Source organism: Nitrospira sp. BLG_1 (assembly GCF_047338595.1).
Lineage (GTDB): Bacteria > Nitrospirota > Nitrospiria > Nitrospirales > Nitrospiraceae > Nitrospira_D.
Genome location: NZ_JBLFBO010000013.1, coordinates 21,804 through 40,205, shown reverse-complemented (window position 1 = coordinate 40,205; position 18,402 = coordinate 21,804). Strand labels below are relative to the sequence as shown.

At 54.3% G+C, this 18,402-nt stretch carries 16 protein-coding genes; 3 read left to right on the top strand and 13 right to left on the bottom strand.

Annotated elements, in window-relative coordinates; genetic code table 11:
* Positions 1 to 6: 6 nt before the first annotated feature.
* The 13 genes from ACMTNU_RS12110 to ACMTNU_RS12050 form a co-directional block, all read right to left on the bottom strand.
* Positions 7 to 1,008, bottom strand: coding sequence for a hypothetical protein (locus ACMTNU_RS12110; RefSeq protein ID WP_413935517.1), 1,002 nt, complete (start codon positions 1,006 to 1,008; stop codon positions 7 to 9).
* Complete coding sequence (locus ACMTNU_RS12105; protein ID WP_413935516.1) at positions 998 to 3,865, bottom strand: hypothetical protein; 2,868 nt, start codon at positions 3,863 to 3,865, stop codon at positions 998 to 1,000. The genes ACMTNU_RS12110 and ACMTNU_RS12105 overlap by 11 nt, the downstream gene beginning before the upstream one ends.
* 729 nt (positions 3,866 to 4,594) lie before the next feature.
* On the bottom strand, positions 4,595 to 5,188 hold the full coding sequence (locus tag ACMTNU_RS12100; RefSeq protein ID WP_413935515.1) for a hypothetical protein: 594 nt from the start codon (positions 5,186 to 5,188) through the stop codon (positions 4,595 to 4,597).
* Positions 5,189 to 5,740: 552 nt separating this feature from the next.
* Positions 5,741 to 5,950 carry a type II toxin-antitoxin system PemK/MazF family toxin gene (locus ACMTNU_RS12095; protein WP_413935553.1) on the bottom strand — a complete coding sequence of 70 codons (210 nt, stop codon included), beginning with the start codon at positions 5,948 to 5,950 and terminating at the stop codon, positions 5,741 to 5,743.
* 76 nt (positions 5,951 to 6,026) lie between these two features.
* Positions 6,027 to 6,155 carry a hypothetical protein gene (locus ACMTNU_RS12090; protein WP_413935514.1) on the bottom strand — a complete coding sequence of 43 codons (129 nt, stop codon included), beginning with the start codon at positions 6,153 to 6,155 and terminating at the stop codon, positions 6,027 to 6,029.
* The gene (locus tag ACMTNU_RS12085) at positions 6,145 to 6,447 is read right to left on the bottom strand and encodes a HigA family addiction module antitoxin (protein ID WP_413935513.1); all 303 of its coding nucleotides are present in this window, start codon (positions 6,445 to 6,447) and stop codon (positions 6,145 to 6,147) included. Before ACMTNU_RS12085 ends, ACMTNU_RS12090 begins: the two co-directional genes overlap by 11 nt.
* A gap of 55 nt (positions 6,448 to 6,502) precedes the next feature.
* Positions 6,503 to 6,931, bottom strand: a complete 429-nt coding sequence (locus ACMTNU_RS12080; protein WP_413935512.1) for an endonuclease domain-containing protein — start codon at positions 6,929 to 6,931, stop codon at positions 6,503 to 6,505.
* Between the two features lie 79 nt (positions 6,932 to 7,010).
* A complete protein-coding gene (gene aroC, locus ACMTNU_RS12075) occupies positions 7,011 to 8,111 on the bottom strand; it encodes a chorismate synthase (protein ID WP_413935511.1) in 1,101 nt (366 codons plus the stop codon).
* 15 nt (positions 8,112 to 8,126) lie between these two features.
* Positions 8,127 to 9,890 (bottom strand): aspartate--tRNA ligase, encoded by a 1,764-nt coding sequence (aspS, locus tag ACMTNU_RS12070; protein WP_413935510.1) that lies wholly within the window; start codon positions 9,888 to 9,890, stop codon positions 8,127 to 8,129.
* Positions 9,887 to 10,732 (bottom strand): pseudouridine synthase, encoded by an 846-nt coding sequence (locus ACMTNU_RS12065; protein ID WP_413935509.1) that lies wholly within the window; start codon positions 10,730 to 10,732, stop codon positions 9,887 to 9,889. The genes aspS and ACMTNU_RS12065 overlap by 4 nt, the downstream gene beginning before the upstream one ends.
* A 75-nt stretch (positions 10,733 to 10,807) precedes the next feature.
* Entirely contained in the window at positions 10,808 to 12,364 is a 1,557-nt protein-coding gene (gene guaA / locus ACMTNU_RS12060) for a glutamine-hydrolyzing GMP synthase (RefSeq protein ID WP_413935508.1), read from the bottom strand.
* A 128-nt stretch (positions 12,365 to 12,492) separates the two neighbouring features.
* Positions 12,493 to 13,959 carry an IMP dehydrogenase gene (guaB, locus tag ACMTNU_RS12055; protein ID WP_413935507.1) on the bottom strand — a complete coding sequence of 489 codons (1,467 nt, stop codon included), beginning with the start codon at positions 13,957 to 13,959 and terminating at the stop codon, positions 12,493 to 12,495.
* 10 nt (positions 13,960 to 13,969) lie between these two features.
* Complete coding sequence (locus ACMTNU_RS12050; protein ID WP_413935506.1) at positions 13,970 to 16,936, bottom strand: 6-bladed beta-propeller; 2,967 nt, start codon at positions 16,934 to 16,936, stop codon at positions 13,970 to 13,972.
* Between the two features lie 296 nt (positions 16,937 to 17,232).
* On the opposite strand from ACMTNU_RS12050, the gene ACMTNU_RS12045 reads away from it, so the two are divergent.
* From ACMTNU_RS12045 to ACMTNU_RS12035, 3 genes are all read left to right on the top strand, one after another.
* On the top strand, positions 17,233 to 17,442 hold the full coding sequence (locus ACMTNU_RS12045; protein WP_413935505.1) for a hypothetical protein: 210 nt from the start codon (positions 17,233 to 17,235) through the stop codon (positions 17,440 to 17,442).
* Positions 17,443 to 17,554: 112 nt separating this feature from the next.
* Entirely contained in the window at positions 17,555 to 17,728 is a 174-nt protein-coding gene (locus ACMTNU_RS12040) for a hypothetical protein (RefSeq protein WP_413935504.1), read from the top strand.
* Positions 17,729 to 17,819: 91 nt separating this feature from the next.
* On the top strand, positions 17,820 to 18,341 hold the full coding sequence (locus ACMTNU_RS12035) for a cytochrome C (protein ID WP_413935503.1): 522 nt from the start codon (positions 17,820 to 17,822) through the stop codon (positions 18,339 to 18,341).
* The last annotated feature ends 61 nt before the right edge of the window (positions 18,342 to 18,402 follow it).

Below are 18,402 nucleotides of genomic sequence, written 5' to 3'. Positions count from 1 at the left end.
GGTTCCTTAGTCCTTGACTCTCATCAACACCTCGCCCACCAGGCGGGTCTCGACATGCGTGAATGCGTTTGCGGCCACGGCGATCTCGATAGATTCATATCGACCGTTCGGGGTGTCTTCCTGGTCGCTTTGCACCAACGTCGCTGACAGATTGAGCGTGGCGTTTATTTTCCTGAGCTGCCGACCCTGGATTATCGGCCAACCGTCCATCTCAATGAGCTGGTGATCCGAGCATTGACTCAGAAGCTCACTGAGCGAATATATCTCATAGACCGAATTTCCCTTTGCCACCGGCTCCAGCAGGTTAATGGCCCTGAGCAGCGGCGTGCCGATGGAGGCGCCCACCATAACTGTGTGCTTTTCGTACATCGCCGCGTCTTTGCGGACATCCGCTTTGAATTGCAGCTCATACGACGCCACGTTGGATAGGCCCAGTTCTTCACGTTTTCGAGGCTGGGTCGGATCGAGCCCAGGAGCAAGTTCCACCGAATCACGCGGATTCCCGTCTCCATCAAAAGTGTTCAGCGTAATCGTATAGGTGAAATTATCTCTTGGCGTCTTGCGTGAGGCGGCGAGTTCCCACGAAGCATGCTCGATGTGTATGTCCTCCGGCATGCGAAAACGCGGCGACGTCCAGACACAGGTCTCCGTACCGGTGGAAACAATGGTCGGAATGCCGTCCACGTCCATGGCCTTGCAGTTCTTCGCCGTGCCGCGCTCAAAATCGTTGAATCCCGCGATGGTGTGAACGCGGTGGCGGAACGGATCGTTAAACAGCGCCGGAAACATCTCCTTCATCACGCGCACCTCGATCAGCGAGGCGTTTTGCCGGTTAAAGAGGCCGGTCAGGTCGCCGTCCGATTCGATCAGGAGTTCAATACCCAAAATCTCAAGCTGCTTTCCCTTGCGGAGTGACCCCGTGCGCGCCGTTAGTCCAGCGAGGTTGATCCCGTTATCCGTACGAAAATACGCATCATTACCAGCCAATTGGATCCGATCAATAATCATCTCTGACCACCTCTTCGGTAATGTCAAACCAGAAATCAACTGAAACCGATTTGCCGACTCCGCTGCCAAACCGCACGCGGAGTGAATCGTCTACCGTACGAACATGCATCTTGGTCGCAGTCGCTGGTAGCGTGAAATTGAGCGTGATCGCACCGGTAATGATATCCACGATCTCGCCCTGCCACATCACCTCCGCACCACGGACGCGCTGCGTATCGTAGCGGTTGTCTCCTCTTGCCGGAACTTCTCGGCGGGTGATGATGCGCTTCGTCTCGCCTGCGGTTATCGTAGTTTCGGTTTCGGCCTCATCATAGCCTGCGTTGAGGAACTGCGATTTTGAGTACCCGGTGTGCATCGCCTGTCTTGCAATCGTGCCTTGGGTGCCGGACGCTGCATTTTGCGATACCGAAGGCAGAAATGTGCCTGGTGCCGGATTGGCAGAAAGGCCAAACCCCGCAGCCGTTAGACTAAGGCCAAGATTGAGTCCGTTTAGAGTCGGTAGCAGTACCCCCAACTGTGCCGGCGAGTTTGGCATGAAAACAGCCGATAGGCCAAAAACTGCGATTAGTAGGTCACCAAATTTAGTGGGGTCGTTAAAGTCTTTGAAGATATCCAAAAGGTCCTGTAGCATCTCTGCGGAGGTTACCGTGAGTCCACAGGGTGATTGAGTTATCCCCAGTGTGCCTGTAACCTTCAGCCGATCAGTGTCTATGCCACGCCAATACCGTGAGAAGTTTCTTACGAGCTGATGAACCCCGTTGTTGTCATCTGCTCGATAAGTGCGCAAAAGCAGGTCACTACTGTTGCCGGTTAATGCAGCATCCAATAACTGGCCACCGTTATAAACCACGGTCAAACCATTTGCGAAAAGGGCAGCCGATCCCCACTCAGGGAGCGAAGCGTCAGGGAAAAGGATGTTAGAATGTGTCCTTATTTGCTGACTCGAATAATTTTCAAACGTACCTGGTGCGTTCTTTTTGTCTGTCCAGTCGTACTTATCTGCTACCTCTTGGTCGATCCCGTCACCTGTTTCACTTCGCCGCCATCCGTCCACCCGTGATTCTGATTTCCGGCGTTCATAATTCGGCGTAAACCTATACCCTCCATCCAAAGTAAATTCTCCAGGGACAAAATACTTGACGGCATCATCTTCAAAAGCGGGGTATATTTCTGACTTCTCAAACTCCACTGCTCGCCGCCTCACATTGCTAAAGATCTTTGCCGCGCCGGTATGAAGCAGATCGAGCAGGCTGTTGGCCTTAAATAACACCGATTTCCTTTCTCCGGCGATAAGACGTTCGATGCTAAAGTTGAATCCTTCCTCGCCAAGTTTGGCGTAGTCCCCGGCAAGGTCGGCGCCGATGACGCGGAAGTTGAGTGTCTTCACCTGCTGCGTGCGAGCCGCGCGCGGGTGGATCGAGACGTGTGCCGACTGCATCAGCCGGAGCGCCTTGATCACGAATTGCGACGATTCGTTGTCGCGGTTCGTCAGCTCAATCGCGAAATACTTGGCGTTCGACGGCCGGGTAAACTTTATGCCGTTGAGAAAGGTTGCGTGTAGAATTTCAGAACTGGTATCAATCTCCTGCTCGGCAAGGAGCGTCGCGTATTTCTCATCCGGGTTTACGCTCACAGGCGACACCCCCTCGGGCGGGTCAATCTCGAACACACGGACGCCGATCTTCTCGCAGAAATTTATGTCGGGCGGGATACGAAGAAATCCGCGCAAGAAGGCCTCGAGTTCCTCGCGTGCCGAAACTTGGTCATTCGGATCATCATTGCCGAACAGTTCGTGGAATGTGTCGACGACACCTTCCATTACATCCTGAGAAAACTCTGCTTCTGGAATGAACGGCATCAACATGGTCAGGCCAGCAATGCAACGTGCATGGTCCTCACCCTGCTCGATGTAGAGGATCAGCTTGTCGTCCTGCTTAATTGGCGTGGAGATAAAACATTCTTTCGCGTGCAGTCTCTCCTTATACTGTCGCTGCTGGCCGAAGACGCTGGCGGCTGTGTAGTCGTAATACCAGCCTTCCGTATCGGTATTGCCAGGTGAATAGCAGTGATCGGAATTCAGCAAAGAAGAAAATTGTCTAAGCAGATCGCCCGGAGGCATATCCGACGCGTCAGCACCTGTTGTCGGAGGCTGAAAATCACCACGTTCAACTGTCGACAACCCTCCAGGCGACAATATACGAGGGTGGAGAGGCCTCTTTACGCCTAGAAGCCCGCCTGAAACCTGCGGTCTGAATCGCGTGCGCTCTTCGTATTCATAGACATAAAAGTAGGGAATGATAAATCCGTAAAACAAGTCTGGACTGTGTTCGGTCATATCGACGTGGCGCAGGATCAACGGGTAATCCGAAAATCGCACTTCAATGAGGCGAGTCTTGACCGGGTCGGTTGCGAGGAAATGGAACCCTGAATGGGAAACGACGTCCTGTTTCGTGGTTGAGTACTCGGAATCGAGGAATTCGAAGGCCGCACCGTTGGATTTCCTGTCCCCGGTCTCTCCCAGACAGAGCAGTCGTACCTCACGCGGTAACCCGAAATTGGCGGAGTTCATTCCTGTTTTCTGCAAGTATCTGTTTGAGTACGGTAGATATGGGTAACCGCCAAAGCAGATACCACCCACTACATGCTCTTTTCCTAAATCAATCCGGAAGGATGACGAAAGTCGGCGGGAAATATCATTGGCTAAGTCGGCACTCTTATTGGTATACGCGAAAAAAGAGAGCACTGGATCTTCCGGCAAAAAAGGCAGCGCGGCGGGCGGCATAAAGGCAGGCAGGAGACCAAACGGCGGCGCCGGAACGGGCAGCCTGTCCATTCCATCACCGGCCGAAAATGTCACCCCCCCCCGCTTCATAAACCGGGAGGTAGTCCCGGTAACCGGGATGTGCAGGAGTGCCGTCTCCAGGATGGCTTTCAGTCTCTGCAATTCGCGACTTGACCGCAAAATCGTACTTTATTTCCTCTCTTCCGGATTGGGGAGATTGGCCAATCAGCCGGATGTTGCCTGGTTTGCCGACAGGAATGGCACGCCCGACACAGGTTCTCAGCGGGTAAATGGACGTTTGGTACATAGATTGGCCTCGCTCCTAGAGTTTCGTTGTATGGACTGATATTGCGATACGTGTGTTGACGACGATGGTCGTCTCGCTCGCCAAGTCATGGCATCAGCCTCGGTCAACTATATGCAGACGCAGCAAACATTCAGCACACGAACAAAAAGGAAACAGTGGGTCAGTTGGAGGTGCTACCTGAGGGCACATGTCTTTGTTACTCGCCTCCGATTGCCGATTGTTACCTAACTATTGAATTTTAAGCGCTCAGCACCTCCGGTCCCTCAGAAATCAACGTCGAATTGGCGACTGACTTCTGATCCCTGAGACATTCAGCGGGCCGGATTGCGAGCGGGAGTGCTCGCTCTTGACGGGCATTTGCGTAGGTGGCCGTGTGAACTGTCGGCATTTGCCGGAACCAATTTGAAGCCACCAAGAAGGCTACGCAGGGTGGTGAGTGTCCCAGGTCCCAGGTCCCAGGTCCCAGGTCGCATGCACGCCTTGCTGGGTGCATCCGATCAGAATAAACGCGTCCGTAGATATGCATACGATGAGCTAATTTTCTTAAAAGCATTGGGAAGGCCCTGATTAAGAATTTGGTTGGCCGATCCCATCAACTCCCCATCCAGGTTCCCAGAAATTGCAGTTGTAAACCATACATCGTGAAATCCTGCACGAGTATTACGTTGAACAATATCAATAAAATCTGTGTACCATGAAAAGCCACCAATCCTTCCAGACGCAGAAAAGTACTCTGCGATTGCTGTGGCATATGCTTTAATTGCCTCCATATCATCGTTTCTTATCCCTACCTTTTTCAGCTTTGCGAGATTATTCGCCAAATCATTTGACAGCTGCCGTTCATGCTCATTCTCTCTGCGACGTTCATAAAGAAATTCCAGTAACTCAGGAGTTGGTTTTTCATGAGTTTTTAAGATGCGTTTAACTTCCTCAAACCCAGCAATGTAGTCTTTATGAATCGCCGACATTCTTACTTGCAATGGCTCAACATGATTCTCGAAAACTTCCTTCTTCTGCGTCGTAAAGCCCTTGGCCACTGCCTCGAGCATGCTCCATAAAAGTTCAATTACTCCTAGAGGCTCAATACCCATTTTGAGGTGCTAACAAGATTTGTGGTTGCCGCCGAACTATTTTGTGAACTGTCCACTACCCTGGAATAATCGCACGATATCGATGATACCCGGATGTGTCCTAGGTCAGCATCCTGGGGCCTGGAATGTGTATTAACTCATCTTGGTAACTGTAAACATCCGATGCGAAGTTCAGGTTTGTACCCGTCGTGACCATTGATCTATCTGAAAGATCGTCGTTGCCCGTGCAGAGTAGTGGCCAACCTTGCCTTTAGGCAATGCAAATGCCTGGTCTATTCTGAAAGCTGCCTCACTAGATTACCAGCCAACTGCTCATCCAGGAGTGATCATGTCTGCTTCGCCCGCGAGGAAGGCTGCGCAGTCCGATGTGACGACCAGACCATCGCATCACCAGGAGATGACGCGATGCTTATAATGGATTGCGGGCCAATCGCACTAGATCCATTCAGCCCCATGATCGCATTCTCGGGCCGTCCCGCTCGTTGACGCATGGGCTGCCGACGAACTTTTCCGTACTGGACGCATTCAGCAAGGATCAGGCCGCAAAACACATCATAGGAAATGGCGAAAATCCTGAAGATTTGTGGCTTCCTCACTAATAAGTACCTCCACGAGGTGAATCTTTTTCGATTCACTGAATCTAATTGGATTCAGTAATGAGGGAGAGATGTGGTGGTTCAGTCCGTCCAGTGAGATGACGAGGCATGGGTCAGTCTTCTGGATTTGGCAGCCGTCGGTGGGATCGAGACGAATCCACGACAGATCGCCTTTGGAATACAGGCCGAGGAGAAGGTTGAGGTTGAGCGTCGAATGGGTTGTCCTCCTCCTAGCCTTTAACCTATTTCTTGACCGATCCAGGAATCTTCGGCGTGGCGATTGTCACATCCACATTCTGTGCCCGATGCAGCAACGCATGGTCTATGAGGACGAGGGCCAGCACAGCCTGTTCGGCACAATCACGCGACATGCGCCTGAATACAGCGGTCGATTTCAGGCCCGATCGTCCGTTTGGCCATGCGTAAATCAAACTCTCCTTGGAGTCCCATCCAGAGGTCCGACGAGGTCTTCAAATACTTGCTCAATCGAAGCGCGGTATCAGCCGTGATGGCACGCTTCCCATTCACAATGGCACTGATCCGCCCCGGTGATACACGAATGTCACGAGCCAGCCGGTTAATACTGATGCCCATCGGCTTCATAAACTCTTCCAGCAAGATTTCGCCTGGATGAATCGGCTCAAGCAACCGTTTCCGTCCCATCTGCCCATCTCCTCCTTAATAAGACCCTTTAGTAATCACGTAGGTTACGCCATCTTCACCCTCTCCTTCCACGAGGGAGAGGGGTGAGGTGAGGGTGGGATAGGGCCAATTCAATCGCCTGCAACACTGAGTCACACTTGGCTAACACGTCGTGATCCCAAAACCGGAGTACCCGATAGCCGCGCTGCATGAGGAAAGCCGTTCGTTGTTCATCAGCACGGATCTGCCCAGCATGGTGACCACCATCGAGCTCAATCACGAGTCGGTAGGCAGGACAACAGAAATCGACGATGTATGGACCGATAGGGTGTTGTCGACGAAACTTGGTCTGAAGAAACTGCCGGTCACGCAAATGCTGCCAGAGAACTCGCTCACTATCGGTCTGTCTCCGGCGCAACCCTCGGGCACGTCCAGAACTCCTACCCCCCTCACCCTTCCCCTCTCCCCCATTGGGGGCGAGGGAGCCTTGGTGCCGTCGCTCCATCGGACTTCTCCATACCAAAGCCTCAAGAACTCCTTGTTCTTTATTCTTTCGAAGCTCGTCTGATCGTAACAGAAGAAGTCTAATTGACTGATCCAGGAATTTTCGGCGTGGCGGTCGTGACATCGGCATTCTGTGCTCGATGCAGCAATGCATGGTCCATGAGGACGAGGGCCAGCATGGCTTCGGCGATCGGTGTCGCGCGGATCCCGACGCAGGGATCGTGGCGGCCATTGGTTTCGACCATGACGGGCTTACCTTGTTTATCGATCGACTTGCGCGGAATGCGGATACTGGATGTCGGCTTGATGCCGATGTTGACAACGATATCCTGCCCAGTCGAAATGCCGCCGAGAATTCCGCCTGCGTTGTTGGAGAGAAATCCCTCTGGCGTGAGTTCATCTCCATGTTCAGACCCCCGCTGTGTCACAGAAGCAAAACCTGAGCCGATTTCGACGGCCTTCACGGCATTGATGCTCATCATGGCCGCAGCCAGATCCGAGTCTAACTTTGCGTAAACCGGCGCACCCCAGCCCACCGGTACCTGTTCAGCGATCGTCGTGATCTTGGCACCGACTGAATCACCGGCCTTGCGCAGCTCGTCCATGAAGGCTTCCAGTTTAGGGACGACATCTGGATCAGCAGAGAAAAATGGGTTCTCACTGACCACCTGCCAACTTTTAAACTTCATCTCATGCGGCCCTAACTGACTGAGATAACCCCGAATCACGACCCCATACTTTTCGGTGAGCCATTTTCTGGCAATGGCCGCCGCTGCGACACGTACTGCCGTTTCACGGGCCGAGGCTCGTCCACCACCTCGGTGATCGCGAATGCCATACTTCTGCCAGTAGGTATAGTCGGCGTGGCCAGGTCTGAACGTGTCGATGAGGTTACCGTAGTCTCGACTGCGCTGATCTTCGTTGCGAATCAATAAGGCGATAGGCGTGCCGGTGGTCTTTCCTTCAAACACCCCGGAGAGAATCTCAACCGTGTCCGACTCCTGCCGTTGTGTGACATGGCGGGACGTACCAGGCTTTCGTCGGTCGAGATCTTTCTGAATATCTTCTGCGGAGAGGGCAAGACCAGGTGGACAGCCATCGATGACGCAGCCTATTGCTGGTCCATGGCTCTCGCCGAACGAGGTAACGGTAAAGATTCTGCCGAATGTATTACCGGCCATATGGCGGAACACTCCCTACTCGACCAGATCCAGCTTGATACGCAGTTCTTTCAACTGATTCTGATCCACAGTTGATGGCGCATCGGTCAGTGGACATTGCGCCTTCTGTGTCTTGGGGAATGCGATGACGTCGCGGATGGAATCGGCATTGCCCAGCAGCATCACCAAGCGATCCAGCCCAAAGGCGATGCCTCCGTGTGGCGGGGCCCCATACTCCAAGGCTTCGAGGAGAAACCCAAACTTGACCGCTGCGTCTTCCTTGCCGATCCCCAATAGATCGAATACTTTGCTCTGGATATCTCGGCGGTGAATACGAATGCTGCCGCCACCGATTTCGCTTCCGTTGAGCACCATATCGTAGGCCTTCGCTCTCACTTTGAGCGGGTCGGTGTCGAACAGCCCCAGATCTTCATCGAGCGGCGCCGTAAAGGGATGGTGGATGGCCACGTAGCGTTTTTGCTCCACATCATAATCCAGCATGGGGAAATCGACCACCCACAAGGGCTTCCAAGCTGTCATATCGATCAGCTTCAACTCTTCACCCAACAGCAGCCTAATCCGCCCCATCACATCGTGGACGACCGCCGACTTGTCGGCACCGAAGAGGACCAAGTCTCCTGGCTTCGCTTCCGGCAAGGCTGCTGCAAACGCCTTCGCATCCAAGAACTTCGCGATGACGGACTCCAGCTGGCCTTCCGCTGTCAACTTCAGCCAAGCAAGGCCTTTTGCCCCAAAAATCTTCGCCGTGTCTCCCAACGCATCGATTCGCGTACGAGACAGGGTCGCGCCACCTTTGACGATCAAGGCTTTGACAATCCCGCCCTTGGTTGCTGCATCTTTAAAGACCTTGAATTCGCTCGCTGCACCGAACGCCGTCATGTCATGGAGCTGCATCTCGAACCGGAGATCCGGCTTATCTGAGCCGTAACGGCCCATCGCCTCCGCATAGGTCATTCTGGGGAACGGTGTCGGCAACTGCACGCCACCCACCTTCTTGAATATCGTGACGATCATCCGCTCCATCAGGCTCATGACCTGTTCGCGATCGACAAACGACATCTCCAGGTCGATCTGTGTGAACTCAGGCTGCCGATCGTTGCGAAGGTCTTCATCCCGAAAACATCGGGCGATTTGGTAGTAGCGATCGACGCCGCTGACCATGAGCACCTGCTTAAACAATTGCGGTGACTGTGGCAGCGCAAAGAACTGCCCGGCGTTCACGCGGCTCGGCACGAGATAATCCCGAGCCCCCTCCGGTGTACTTTTCGTCAGAATCGGTGTCTCTACCTCCAGAAATCCTTCGGCATTCACAAATTCCCTGGTGGCCTGCGTAATGCCGTGACGGAGACTCAACAACTTTTGCATTCTGGGGCGCCGAAGATCCAGGAAACGATACTTCAACCTGATCGACTCCGTCACGTCCGCGTCGTCTTCAATCAGGAACGGCGGTGTCTTCGCCTCGTTGAGAATTTCCACGTCGTCGACAAAGATCTCAATCTCACCGGTCGAAAGATCGGGATTCTTTGATTCATCTGGCCGTGCCATGACCTGCCCGGTCACAGACACGACACATTCGCTGCGGAGTGTGTGAGCCGCTTGATGGCACCGAAGATTGCGCTCGGCATTGAACACCACTTGTGTGATGCCGGTCCGGTCTCGCAGATCGATAAAAATCACCATGCCATGGTCGCGACGACGCTGCACCCAGCCATTCAAGACGACGGTCTGCCCTATCTGTTTCGACGTCAACTCGCCGCAACGATGTGTGCGGATCTTCATACCCTTCTCGCTTTCTTTCCAACATACTTCTTGGCCTTCACCGGTCTGGCCCAACCCTCTCGCCTGACCAGCCGCTTGGGACCTGGCATTGCCTCTTCTCCCCGCTCAACCGAGGCCACGCGCTGTTCCACCAGTTCGCGCAAAGCATTCGCTTCATAATCGCTAAGGAAACGAAACTCGCCTGGCTCCAGATTGCCGAGCGCCAGCGGTCCCATCCTTATGCGTATAAGCTTGATCACCATATGCCCCACGGACTCCAACATCCGTTTCACTTGATGCTTACGACCTTCCCGAATCGTGACCTCCAGCCAGGAGTTCGCCTCGGCTCGCTTCACTTTTTTTACGACCGCCGGGCCTGTCATCCCGTCCTCTAGTTTGACTCCCCGTTGAAGCTGAGCGATCTCACTATCTGTCAGCACGCCTTTGACCTTGATCAGATAGGTTTTGGGCACATGATACCGCGGATGCAGTAGGGCCTGGGCCAGATCACCGTGATTCGTCAACAACATCAACCCTTCACTATCGAAATCCAATCGCCCGACGGGAAATACGCGAACAGAAACACCCCTCAAGAAATCCTTCACGGTGTCCCTCCCACCAGGGTCGTCCAAGGTCGACATCACGTTTTTGGGTTTATTCAATACCAGATACACAAACGGCTGCGCCGAGGTGAGGTGTTTGCCATCGACCTTCACATGATCGCGCCCCGGATCGACCTTCGTGCCGAGTTCGGTCACGACCTTGCCGTTGATCGTTACACGACCGCTGGCGATCAGCATCTCCGCCTTCCGGCGTGAAGCCAGCCCGGTACTGGCGATAAGCTTTTGGAGACGGAGTTCCATAAGATGCGTAAAACTCAAGAAGTGCAAATGGTTTTACTTTTGACTTCTTACCTTTTACTTCTCACCTTTCACAGTTCACTCCCATTCAATCGTACTCGGTGGTTTCGAACTGATGTCGTAGACGACTCGATTCACACCCTTCACTTCATTGATAATCCGGTTCGACATGCGGCCCAGCACCTCATTGGGAATCTTCGCCCAATCAGCGGTCATGCCATCCACACTCGTTACGGCACGAATGGCAATCACATGTTCATATGTCCGTTGATCACCCATCACGCCAACCGTGCGAATCGGTAACAGCACGGCAAACGCTTGCCAGATTTCCCGATAGAGCCCAGCGCTCCTGATTTCCTGATCGACGATGGTTTCCGCCGCGCGAAGAATGGCCAATCGCTCAGCCGTCACCGCACCCAACACGCGAATAGCCAACCCTGGTCCTGGAAATGGTTGGCGCCAAATGATCTCATCCGGCAATCCCAGCTCATGCCCTAGTACTCGCACTTCGTCTTTAAAGAGCTCTCGCAGCGGTTCGATCAGTTTGAGTTTCATCCGTGCCGGCAACCCGCCGACATTGTGGTGCGTCTTGATCGTGGCCGAAGGCCCTTTGAAACTGACACTTTCGATCACATCAGGATAAAGTGTGCCTTGGACCAGAAACTTCGTCCCCTTAAGCTTCTTCGATTCGGCGTCAAAATGTTTAATGAATTGCCGGCCAATGATTTTCCGCTTTCGCTCTGGATCCGTCACACTCTTTAAGGCCGTGAGAAACGGCTTCGTCCCATCGAGCACTCGAAGATTCAGGTGGAGTTGCGAGGCAAAGGTTTTCTGGACTTGCTCCCGTTCCCCCGCTCGCAAGACACCATTGTCGACAAAGATACAGGTTAGCTGATCCCCGATCGCCCGATGCGTCAGCGCTGCGGCGACGGAAGAATCAACCCCACCACTCAAGGCACAGATGACGCGCTCTTTGCCGACCTGTTCACGAATCTGCTTCACCGCGGTGTCGACATAGGACTGCATGGTCCACGTCGGTTTGCAGCCGCAGATTTCATAGACGAAGTTGCGTAGAATTTTCGTGCCTTCGGGTGTGTGGGCGACCTCTGGATGAAACTGCAGACAATAGAGCCGCCGCTTCGCGTCATCCCGCTTCATGGCAGCAACGGGCGAGTTACTCGTATGCGCGATCGATCGGAACCCCGGCGGCATCCGCTCAATACGATCACCGTGTGACATCCAAACCGTGGTCAACTGCTTGACACCCACTCCCTTAAAGAGATCACTCGCATCGTCGATCGCGAGCTCAGCGCGGCCATATTCGCGATGAGTCGACTTGGCGACTTCTCCTCCGGAGAGATGCGTCACCAGCTGCATGCCGTAACAAATGCCAAGGATGGGGATATGCTGATCGAAGAGTTCTTTAGCAATGGATGGCGCTTTCCTCTCATAAACACTGGATGGTCCGCCGGACAACACAATGCCCTTCGGCCGATAGGCAAGAATGGTCGCCAATGAGGCCGTACAGGGAAAAATCTGCGAGTAGACTTGTGCCTCGCGAATGCGGCGAGCGATCAACTGCGTGTATTGAGACCCGAAGTCGAGAACGAGAATTCTATCGTGCCAGAGTTCCATGATTGAGAAGAGTGTATAGCTTATAGCTGATGGCTAATGGCCGGAGATAGGTAATGCAGAAGGCGAAGGAGCATCAGCCTCCGGCGTTTCTGCTATTGGCTATACGCCACACGCCATGGACTTCCATCCTATTCCCAATCCATTCGATAGTTCGGCGCTTCTTTGGTGATGATGACATCGTGAACATGACTCTCTCGGAGACCGGCAACCGATTGCCTGATAAACGTGGCGTTTTTCTGAAGATCGGCAATCGACTTACACCCGCAGTATCCCATTCCCGATCGGACACCACCGACCAATTGATAGACCACCGCCGCCAAGGGCCCTTTGTACGGCACACGCCCTTCGATCCCTTCCGGAACCAACTTCTGCGCCGGGCGTCCCCCCTGTCCGTACCGATCGCCTCCCCCGCGCTCCATCGCCCCAATGGACCCCATACCGCGATAGACCTTGTACGTCCTGGCCTGATAGAGCACTGTCTCTCCTGGAGACTCTTCTGTTCCAGCAAACAACCCACCAAGCATGACCGATGACGCGCCAGCCGCGAGCGCTTTGGCAATGTCGCCGGAGAACTTGATCCCGCCATCCGCAATGACCGGTACGCCGGTCCCACGGAGGACCTTGGCACAGTCAGCGATGGCTGTCAGCTGCGGCATGCCGGCTCCCGACACGATCCTGGTCGTACAAATCGACCCGGGTCCAACTCCCACCTTGACCGCATCGACTCCGACTTTCAGTAAATCCTTCGCCGCCTCTGCTGTGCCGATATTCCCTGCCACCAACTCCAGGTCAGGATAGAGTTTCTTGATCATCTTTGCAGTATTCAACACGGCCTGTGAGTGGCCGTGGGCGGTATCGATCACCAAAAGATCCACGCCTGCCTTCTTCAAGAGGGTCACACGCTCTTGAGTATCCTGCCCGACACCGACCGCCGCCCCGACTCGCAAGCGTCCATGCCCATCCTTGCACGCATTGGGATACTTGATCCGCTTTTCGATATCCTTGATGGTGATGAGCCCCTTCAATTCAAACTGTTTGTTCACGACCGGCAACTTTTCGATCCGGTGTTCGTGAAGAATCTCCCGTGCTTTCTCGAGACTGGTGCCTTCCGGCGCGGTTACGAGCCGGTCCCGCTTCATCACCTGCGACACTTTCAGGTCCATTCTGCTCTCAAACCGCAGGTCTCGATTGGTCAGGATCCCCACCAGCTTGCGCCCCTTGGTCACGGGAATCCCGGAGATGCGATATTTGGCCATGAGCTGGTGTGCGTCTCGAATGGTTTCATCGGGCGAAATGGTGACAGGATCCATGATCATCCCGCTCTCAGACTTCTTGACCCGATCTACCTCCATGGCTTGATCAGCCGGAGACAGAACCCGGTGCATAATGCCGATCCCCCCTTCACGGGCCATCGCGATCGCCAACCGCGACTCTGTCACCGTATCCATCGCCGCACTGACCAGTGGGATATTGATCCGGATGTTCCGCGAGATGAAGGTGCTCGTATCGACTTCATTGGGCAGAATCTGTGACTTAGCCGGCACCAGAATCACGTCGTCGTAGGTCAGTCCCAGTCGCGGCTCTTTATCAAGCATCGTTCCCTCGTCAGACCTTCTGAGTTCGTTGCGCTTTTTCCAACTCGGCCAGATCCTCTGCCTCGTCTTGCAGCCGCTCACTCCCCTCTTCCGCCGGCATGAACTGCTGCACGCGGGTGTTGCCGCTGTCGATGACAAACACACTGCCTTTGGCATCAACGGCGACCCCGTACGGGAAATTAAATTGCCCGTCACCGTTGCCGAACCCGCCCCACTGCGTGATGAAATTGCCCTCGCGGTCGAACTTTTCGATCCGATGATTTCCCGTATCCGTCACATATACATCACCGGTTCCATCCACGGTGATCCCCCAGGGCGAGCGGAGTTGTCCCGCTTCCTGCGCCAAGGAACTACTGGCATGCCCGGCTGCCGGACTGCCTCCCCATTTCGTCAAGAGCTGCGGCAACACGTTGGTACTGGTGTCGAATTTCTGAATACGGTGATTACCCATATCGACGACGTAGACCGTTCCATCCTCCTGGTCGACCGCCACCCCGCGGGGGAAATAGAACTGCCCGTCTCCGTTACCGAAGCTGCCCCAGGCCATGATGAACTCGCCCGCCATATCGAACTTCTGTACCCTGAAATTGGCGCTGTCGACCACATACACATACCCTCGCACACGGTCGACGGCAATGCCCCAGGGTGCATTGAACTGGCCCTCGCCGTTCCCGCGTGAGCCGAATTTCATCAGATAGCCACCGAGTTTTCCGTCGAACTTCTGCACGCGATGGTTGTTGGTATCGACCACCCAGACATCGCCCTTCCCGTCACAGGCGATCCCGGTGGGATTATGGAAGTTGGCATTGGCGGAGCCGAAGCTCCCCCACAGGATAATAAAGTTCCCGGCGCTGTCGAATTTCTGCACGCGATTGTTGCCGTTATCCACGACAAACAGGGACCCCTGCTGATCCACGCAGAGCCCGTACATCGGCGCCATGAATTCCCCGCCGTGTAACAACGACGCACCGCGACCAGGCTTCCCCCATTTTGCGACACAGAGATAGCCCGAGGTATTGACGAGAATGGTGGTACTCGCTGGAGTCGAGACATTGTTCCCAATGTCCTTAAACCACACATACACTGTCTTCTGGCCGTCGGCCGGAGACAGAATGAACGGAATCGTCGCTCCAAATTTGATCGCCGGCGTCACATCCACCCACCCCGGCGTACCGGCCATGGGCGTCAATGGACTCTCGGAAATGAAATAGGCCCCGACGCCCGTGTCCAAATCCGTCGCCGAGATTGTCACCACCACATCCGGCGAATTCGTCATGAACGCCCCGTGGTTGATCACGGCATAGGGGTTCTGCGGCGCCGTGATATCGATCAGCACGGGCATCGCCGTCACCTCTTCGGATAACCCGCTTTCCGTCCCATCCTCGAACGATGCCGTCACGGCGTAAAAGTAGGGAGTATCGTTGGTAAGACCTTCATGCGTATAGGGATTCGTCACGCCTTCGATCTTCGTAGCCCCCTCAAGTGTAATGTGGGGAGAGGTACTAAAATAGAGGTTGTACGACTGCGCGCCTGACACCTCCATCCAGCTCAGGAAGACCTCCGTATCGCCTGCCTTGACGGCAAGGCTACGAGGCGGCTGCACGACTCCGGCATCTGCAGCCTGCGCAGGCTGCTCTTTGCCGCGGTTCAACTCCTCTTCCGTCGGCACATACTTGAGAATGCGATTGTTGCCGCTATCGACGACAAATACACAGCCTTCTTTATCCACGGCGATCCCGTAGGGGAAGTTGAGCTGTCCCTCCGTCTTCCCTCGGTTTCCAAACGAGCAGAGAAAGGTCCCGTTCCCATCAAACTTCTGAATCCGGTGATTGCCGCTATCGACCACGTAGACATTGCCCAGTGCATCACAGGCAATCCCCCAGGGAGATCTGAATTGCCCGGGTCCACTCCCCTCACGCCCCCACTTTGTCAGAAAACTTCCACGCGTATCGAATTTCTGAATACGGTTATTGCTCTCATCGGCCACATAAATATTCCCGACAAAATCCACCGCGACCCCGCGCGGGAAAAAGAAGGCACCATCGAAGCTGCCGTCTCGCCCCCACTTCAACAGCGGCTGCCCGTCGGCTTGAAACTTTTGAATCCGTGCATTGCTCGTATCGGACACATAGACGTTGCCGTCCTGATCCGTTGTAATGCCCCACGGTACGTCGAACCGCCCCATCTCAGCGCCGCGCCAGGCAAACCCGAACTTCCCCCAGGCCTTCTGGGCGTTCCCTTCGAGATCGAACTTCTGCACGCGGTTATTCCCGCTGTCTGCCACATAGACGACATCGTCCGGTCCAACAGCCAACCCGCGGGGATAATAGAATTGCCCTTCCTGCGAACTAGGCTCACCTCCCCATCGGGCCAGAAACTTCCCCGTCTTGTCGAACTTCTGAACGGAATGATTGTCGGTATCCGCCACATAGAGATTCCCCTCTTTGTCGAGCGCAATACCCGTCGGAGAACTGAGTTCACCATCATCGACGCCCTCGCATCCGATCACCATGGCGAGGAGATAGGGCGATGGAATCGCCATGACTTCTTGAGATTCGAGACTTTCGCCCTTCGGCGTCACCACCGTGACGACATAGTGGTAGCAGGTACCATTGGCGAGGTCGTCATGGATGTAGGGACTGGAGGCCCCTTCCAAGCAAGTCGCCTTGTCCTTCTTGACCCCGATGACGCTCTTAAAATCTTCTGGACCCGCAATAGGGCGGGTCAACTCCGAGAACTTGATCTGCACGCCCTTGGTTGTCTGGAAGTAGAGGTTATAATACATGGCATCCGGAACCGGATCCCACGTAATGGTAATCCGCCCGTTCCCAGACTTGGCATGGACATTTTGCGGAGGCAGCGGCAGCTCTTCTTCTTCAGCGACCGGATCTCCACCACCCCATTCTCCTGGGAGCCCATCGATACATAGGCGACGATTATTGAAGCGCTGCGAGTCATCACACAACCAGGCGTTCATCACAATGTTGCCTCAGTGTTACTTGTGAAAATGGTTCAGAAACGGCGGAACTTTCAAATATTTAGATTGGCTGATCACTCTAGCAAAGCGATGGAAATAGAGTCAAGGTAACGACTGGATGACCATCCGAATATCTCCTCCTCAGACGAGACAAGCCTCTATGGTATCTGAGGCCGAATCGATTACAATGCCCTGGCTACCCGATTGGACTCTCGTGCAAGAGGTGACCATCCCCTCACACTAATACTGCTGAATGCTCGCTACGCCCAAACCGAAAGGAGCCTGACAGAAAAGCGATGTGGAATTTCATACTCGGTGTGATAGTCGGTACTGTTCTCACGGCAATGCTGGTCCAAGCCGCTGGGAAAGATGGAACCGGAGGGAATACACGGCCTCTAGGCCTGAACGACGAACGGGAGCGGCATTTTCAGCTTCAACTCGAACAGATGCGGCAACAGACTGAATTAGAACAGAAACGGATGCAGGGGAAAAAGAAGCCCTGCTAACGAACCATCAGACCACCAGACGGATCACGGCTCCGTCGACTTCGAATAGAACGGAGAGCCCACAGCTCGTGATTGGATGGCAGAGAGACCACATATTCAAAGGTGAATCAATATGAGGATGTTTCAAATCAAACACACGGTGAGCTATGAGCTCACTCTGGCTGCGGGAACGGAGCAGGAAGCCATTCTCAAAGCGAAAAGCATTCCACTGCCTCAATGGACTGTTGAGTCGGATGAAGTGACAGCGGAGATGCTCGATGAAACCGATGAAATCGATGATTACTAAACGATACTCTTTCCACACTCCCGCATGAACAGTCGGTGATCATGCTTCGCAAAACACGATCAGAGGGAAACGCAGAGGAGGGAACGGGACCATGCATATAACCGGAGTCATCTACGTTGTCACGTTGTGCTTCGTGCTTGTCGCTACCGGAGCCTTCGCTGGTGAACAGCCCAGGGTGAGTGGTCAACCACAGGCTTTGGATAGGAAGACTGCAGACCATGCACGGTATATCATCAAGATCGCCGGTTGTAACGATTGTCACACGACCGGCTATGCGGAGGCGGCAGGGAAAATCCCCGAAAAAGACTGGCTCAAGGGCGATGGGATGGGATGGCGAGGGCCCTGGGGGACAACCTATGCGAGCAACTTACGGCTCTTTATGCACAATCTCTCTGAAGAACAGTGGGTTCGGATCGCTCGCTCAGTCGAGTTTCGTCCCCCCATGCCCTGGTTCGTCCTTCGCGAAATGAAGGAGCGGGACTTGCGCGCCATTTACCGGTTTGTCAGATACCTAGGACCAGCTGGTGAACCAGCGCCCGCCTATGTCCCACCGGATCAGGAACCGAAGCCACCGTTTATTCTGTTTCCTGCAGCCCCTGAAGCCGCTCAATAGACATGCAGCTTCTCTTACAACAGCATACTCGGATGAGCCATCAGTCGGCCATGAGGACGAT

Bases quoted from the DNA above. Each gene is read 5' to 3' on its own strand.
- ACMTNU_RS12110 (WP_413935517.1), bottom strand. From the start codon at position 1,008: ATGATTATTGATCGGATCCAATTGGCTGGTAATGATGCGTATTTTCGT.
- ACMTNU_RS12100 (WP_413935515.1), bottom strand. From the start codon at position 5,188: ATGGGTATTGAGCCTCTAGGAGTAATTGAACTTTTATGGAGCATGCTC.
- ACMTNU_RS12090 (WP_413935514.1), bottom strand. From the start codon at position 6,155: ATGTCGCGTGATTGTGCCGAACAGGCTGTGCTGGCCCTCGTCCTCATA.
- ACMTNU_RS12085 (WP_413935513.1), bottom strand. From the start codon at position 6,447: ATGGGACGGAAACGGTTGCTTGAGCCGATTCATCCAGGCGAAATCTTG.
- ACMTNU_RS12080 (WP_413935512.1), bottom strand. From the start codon at position 6,931: ATGGAGCGACGGCACCAAGGCTCCCTCGCCCCCAATGGGGGAGAGGGG.
- aroC (WP_413935511.1), bottom strand. From the start codon at position 8,111: ATGGCCGGTAATACATTCGGCAGAATCTTTACCGTTACCTCGTTCGGC.
- aspS (WP_413935510.1), bottom strand. From the start codon at position 9,890: ATGAAGATCCGCACACATCGTTGCGGCGAGTTGACGTCGAAACAGATA.
- ACMTNU_RS12065 (WP_413935509.1), bottom strand. From the start codon at position 10,732: ATGGAACTCCGTCTCCAAAAGCTTATCGCCAGTACCGGGCTGGCTTCA.
- guaA (WP_413935508.1), bottom strand. From the start codon at position 12,364: ATGGAACTCTGGCACGATAGAATTCTCGTTCTCGACTTCGGGTCTCAA.
- guaB (WP_413935507.1), bottom strand. From the start codon at position 13,959: ATGCTTGATAAAGAGCCGCGACTGGGACTGACCTACGACGACGTGATT.
- ACMTNU_RS12050 (WP_413935506.1), bottom strand. From the start codon at position 16,936: ATGAACGCCTGGTTGTGTGATGACTCGCAGCGCTTCAATAATCGTCGC.
- ACMTNU_RS12045 (WP_413935505.1), top strand. From the start codon at position 17,233: ATGTGGAATTTCATACTCGGTGTGATAGTCGGTACTGTTCTCACGGCA.
- ACMTNU_RS12040 (WP_413935504.1), top strand. From the start codon at position 17,555: ATGAGGATGTTTCAAATCAAACACACGGTGAGCTATGAGCTCACTCTG.
- ACMTNU_RS12035 (WP_413935503.1), top strand. From the start codon at position 17,820: ATGCATATAACCGGAGTCATCTACGTTGTCACGTTGTGCTTCGTGCTT.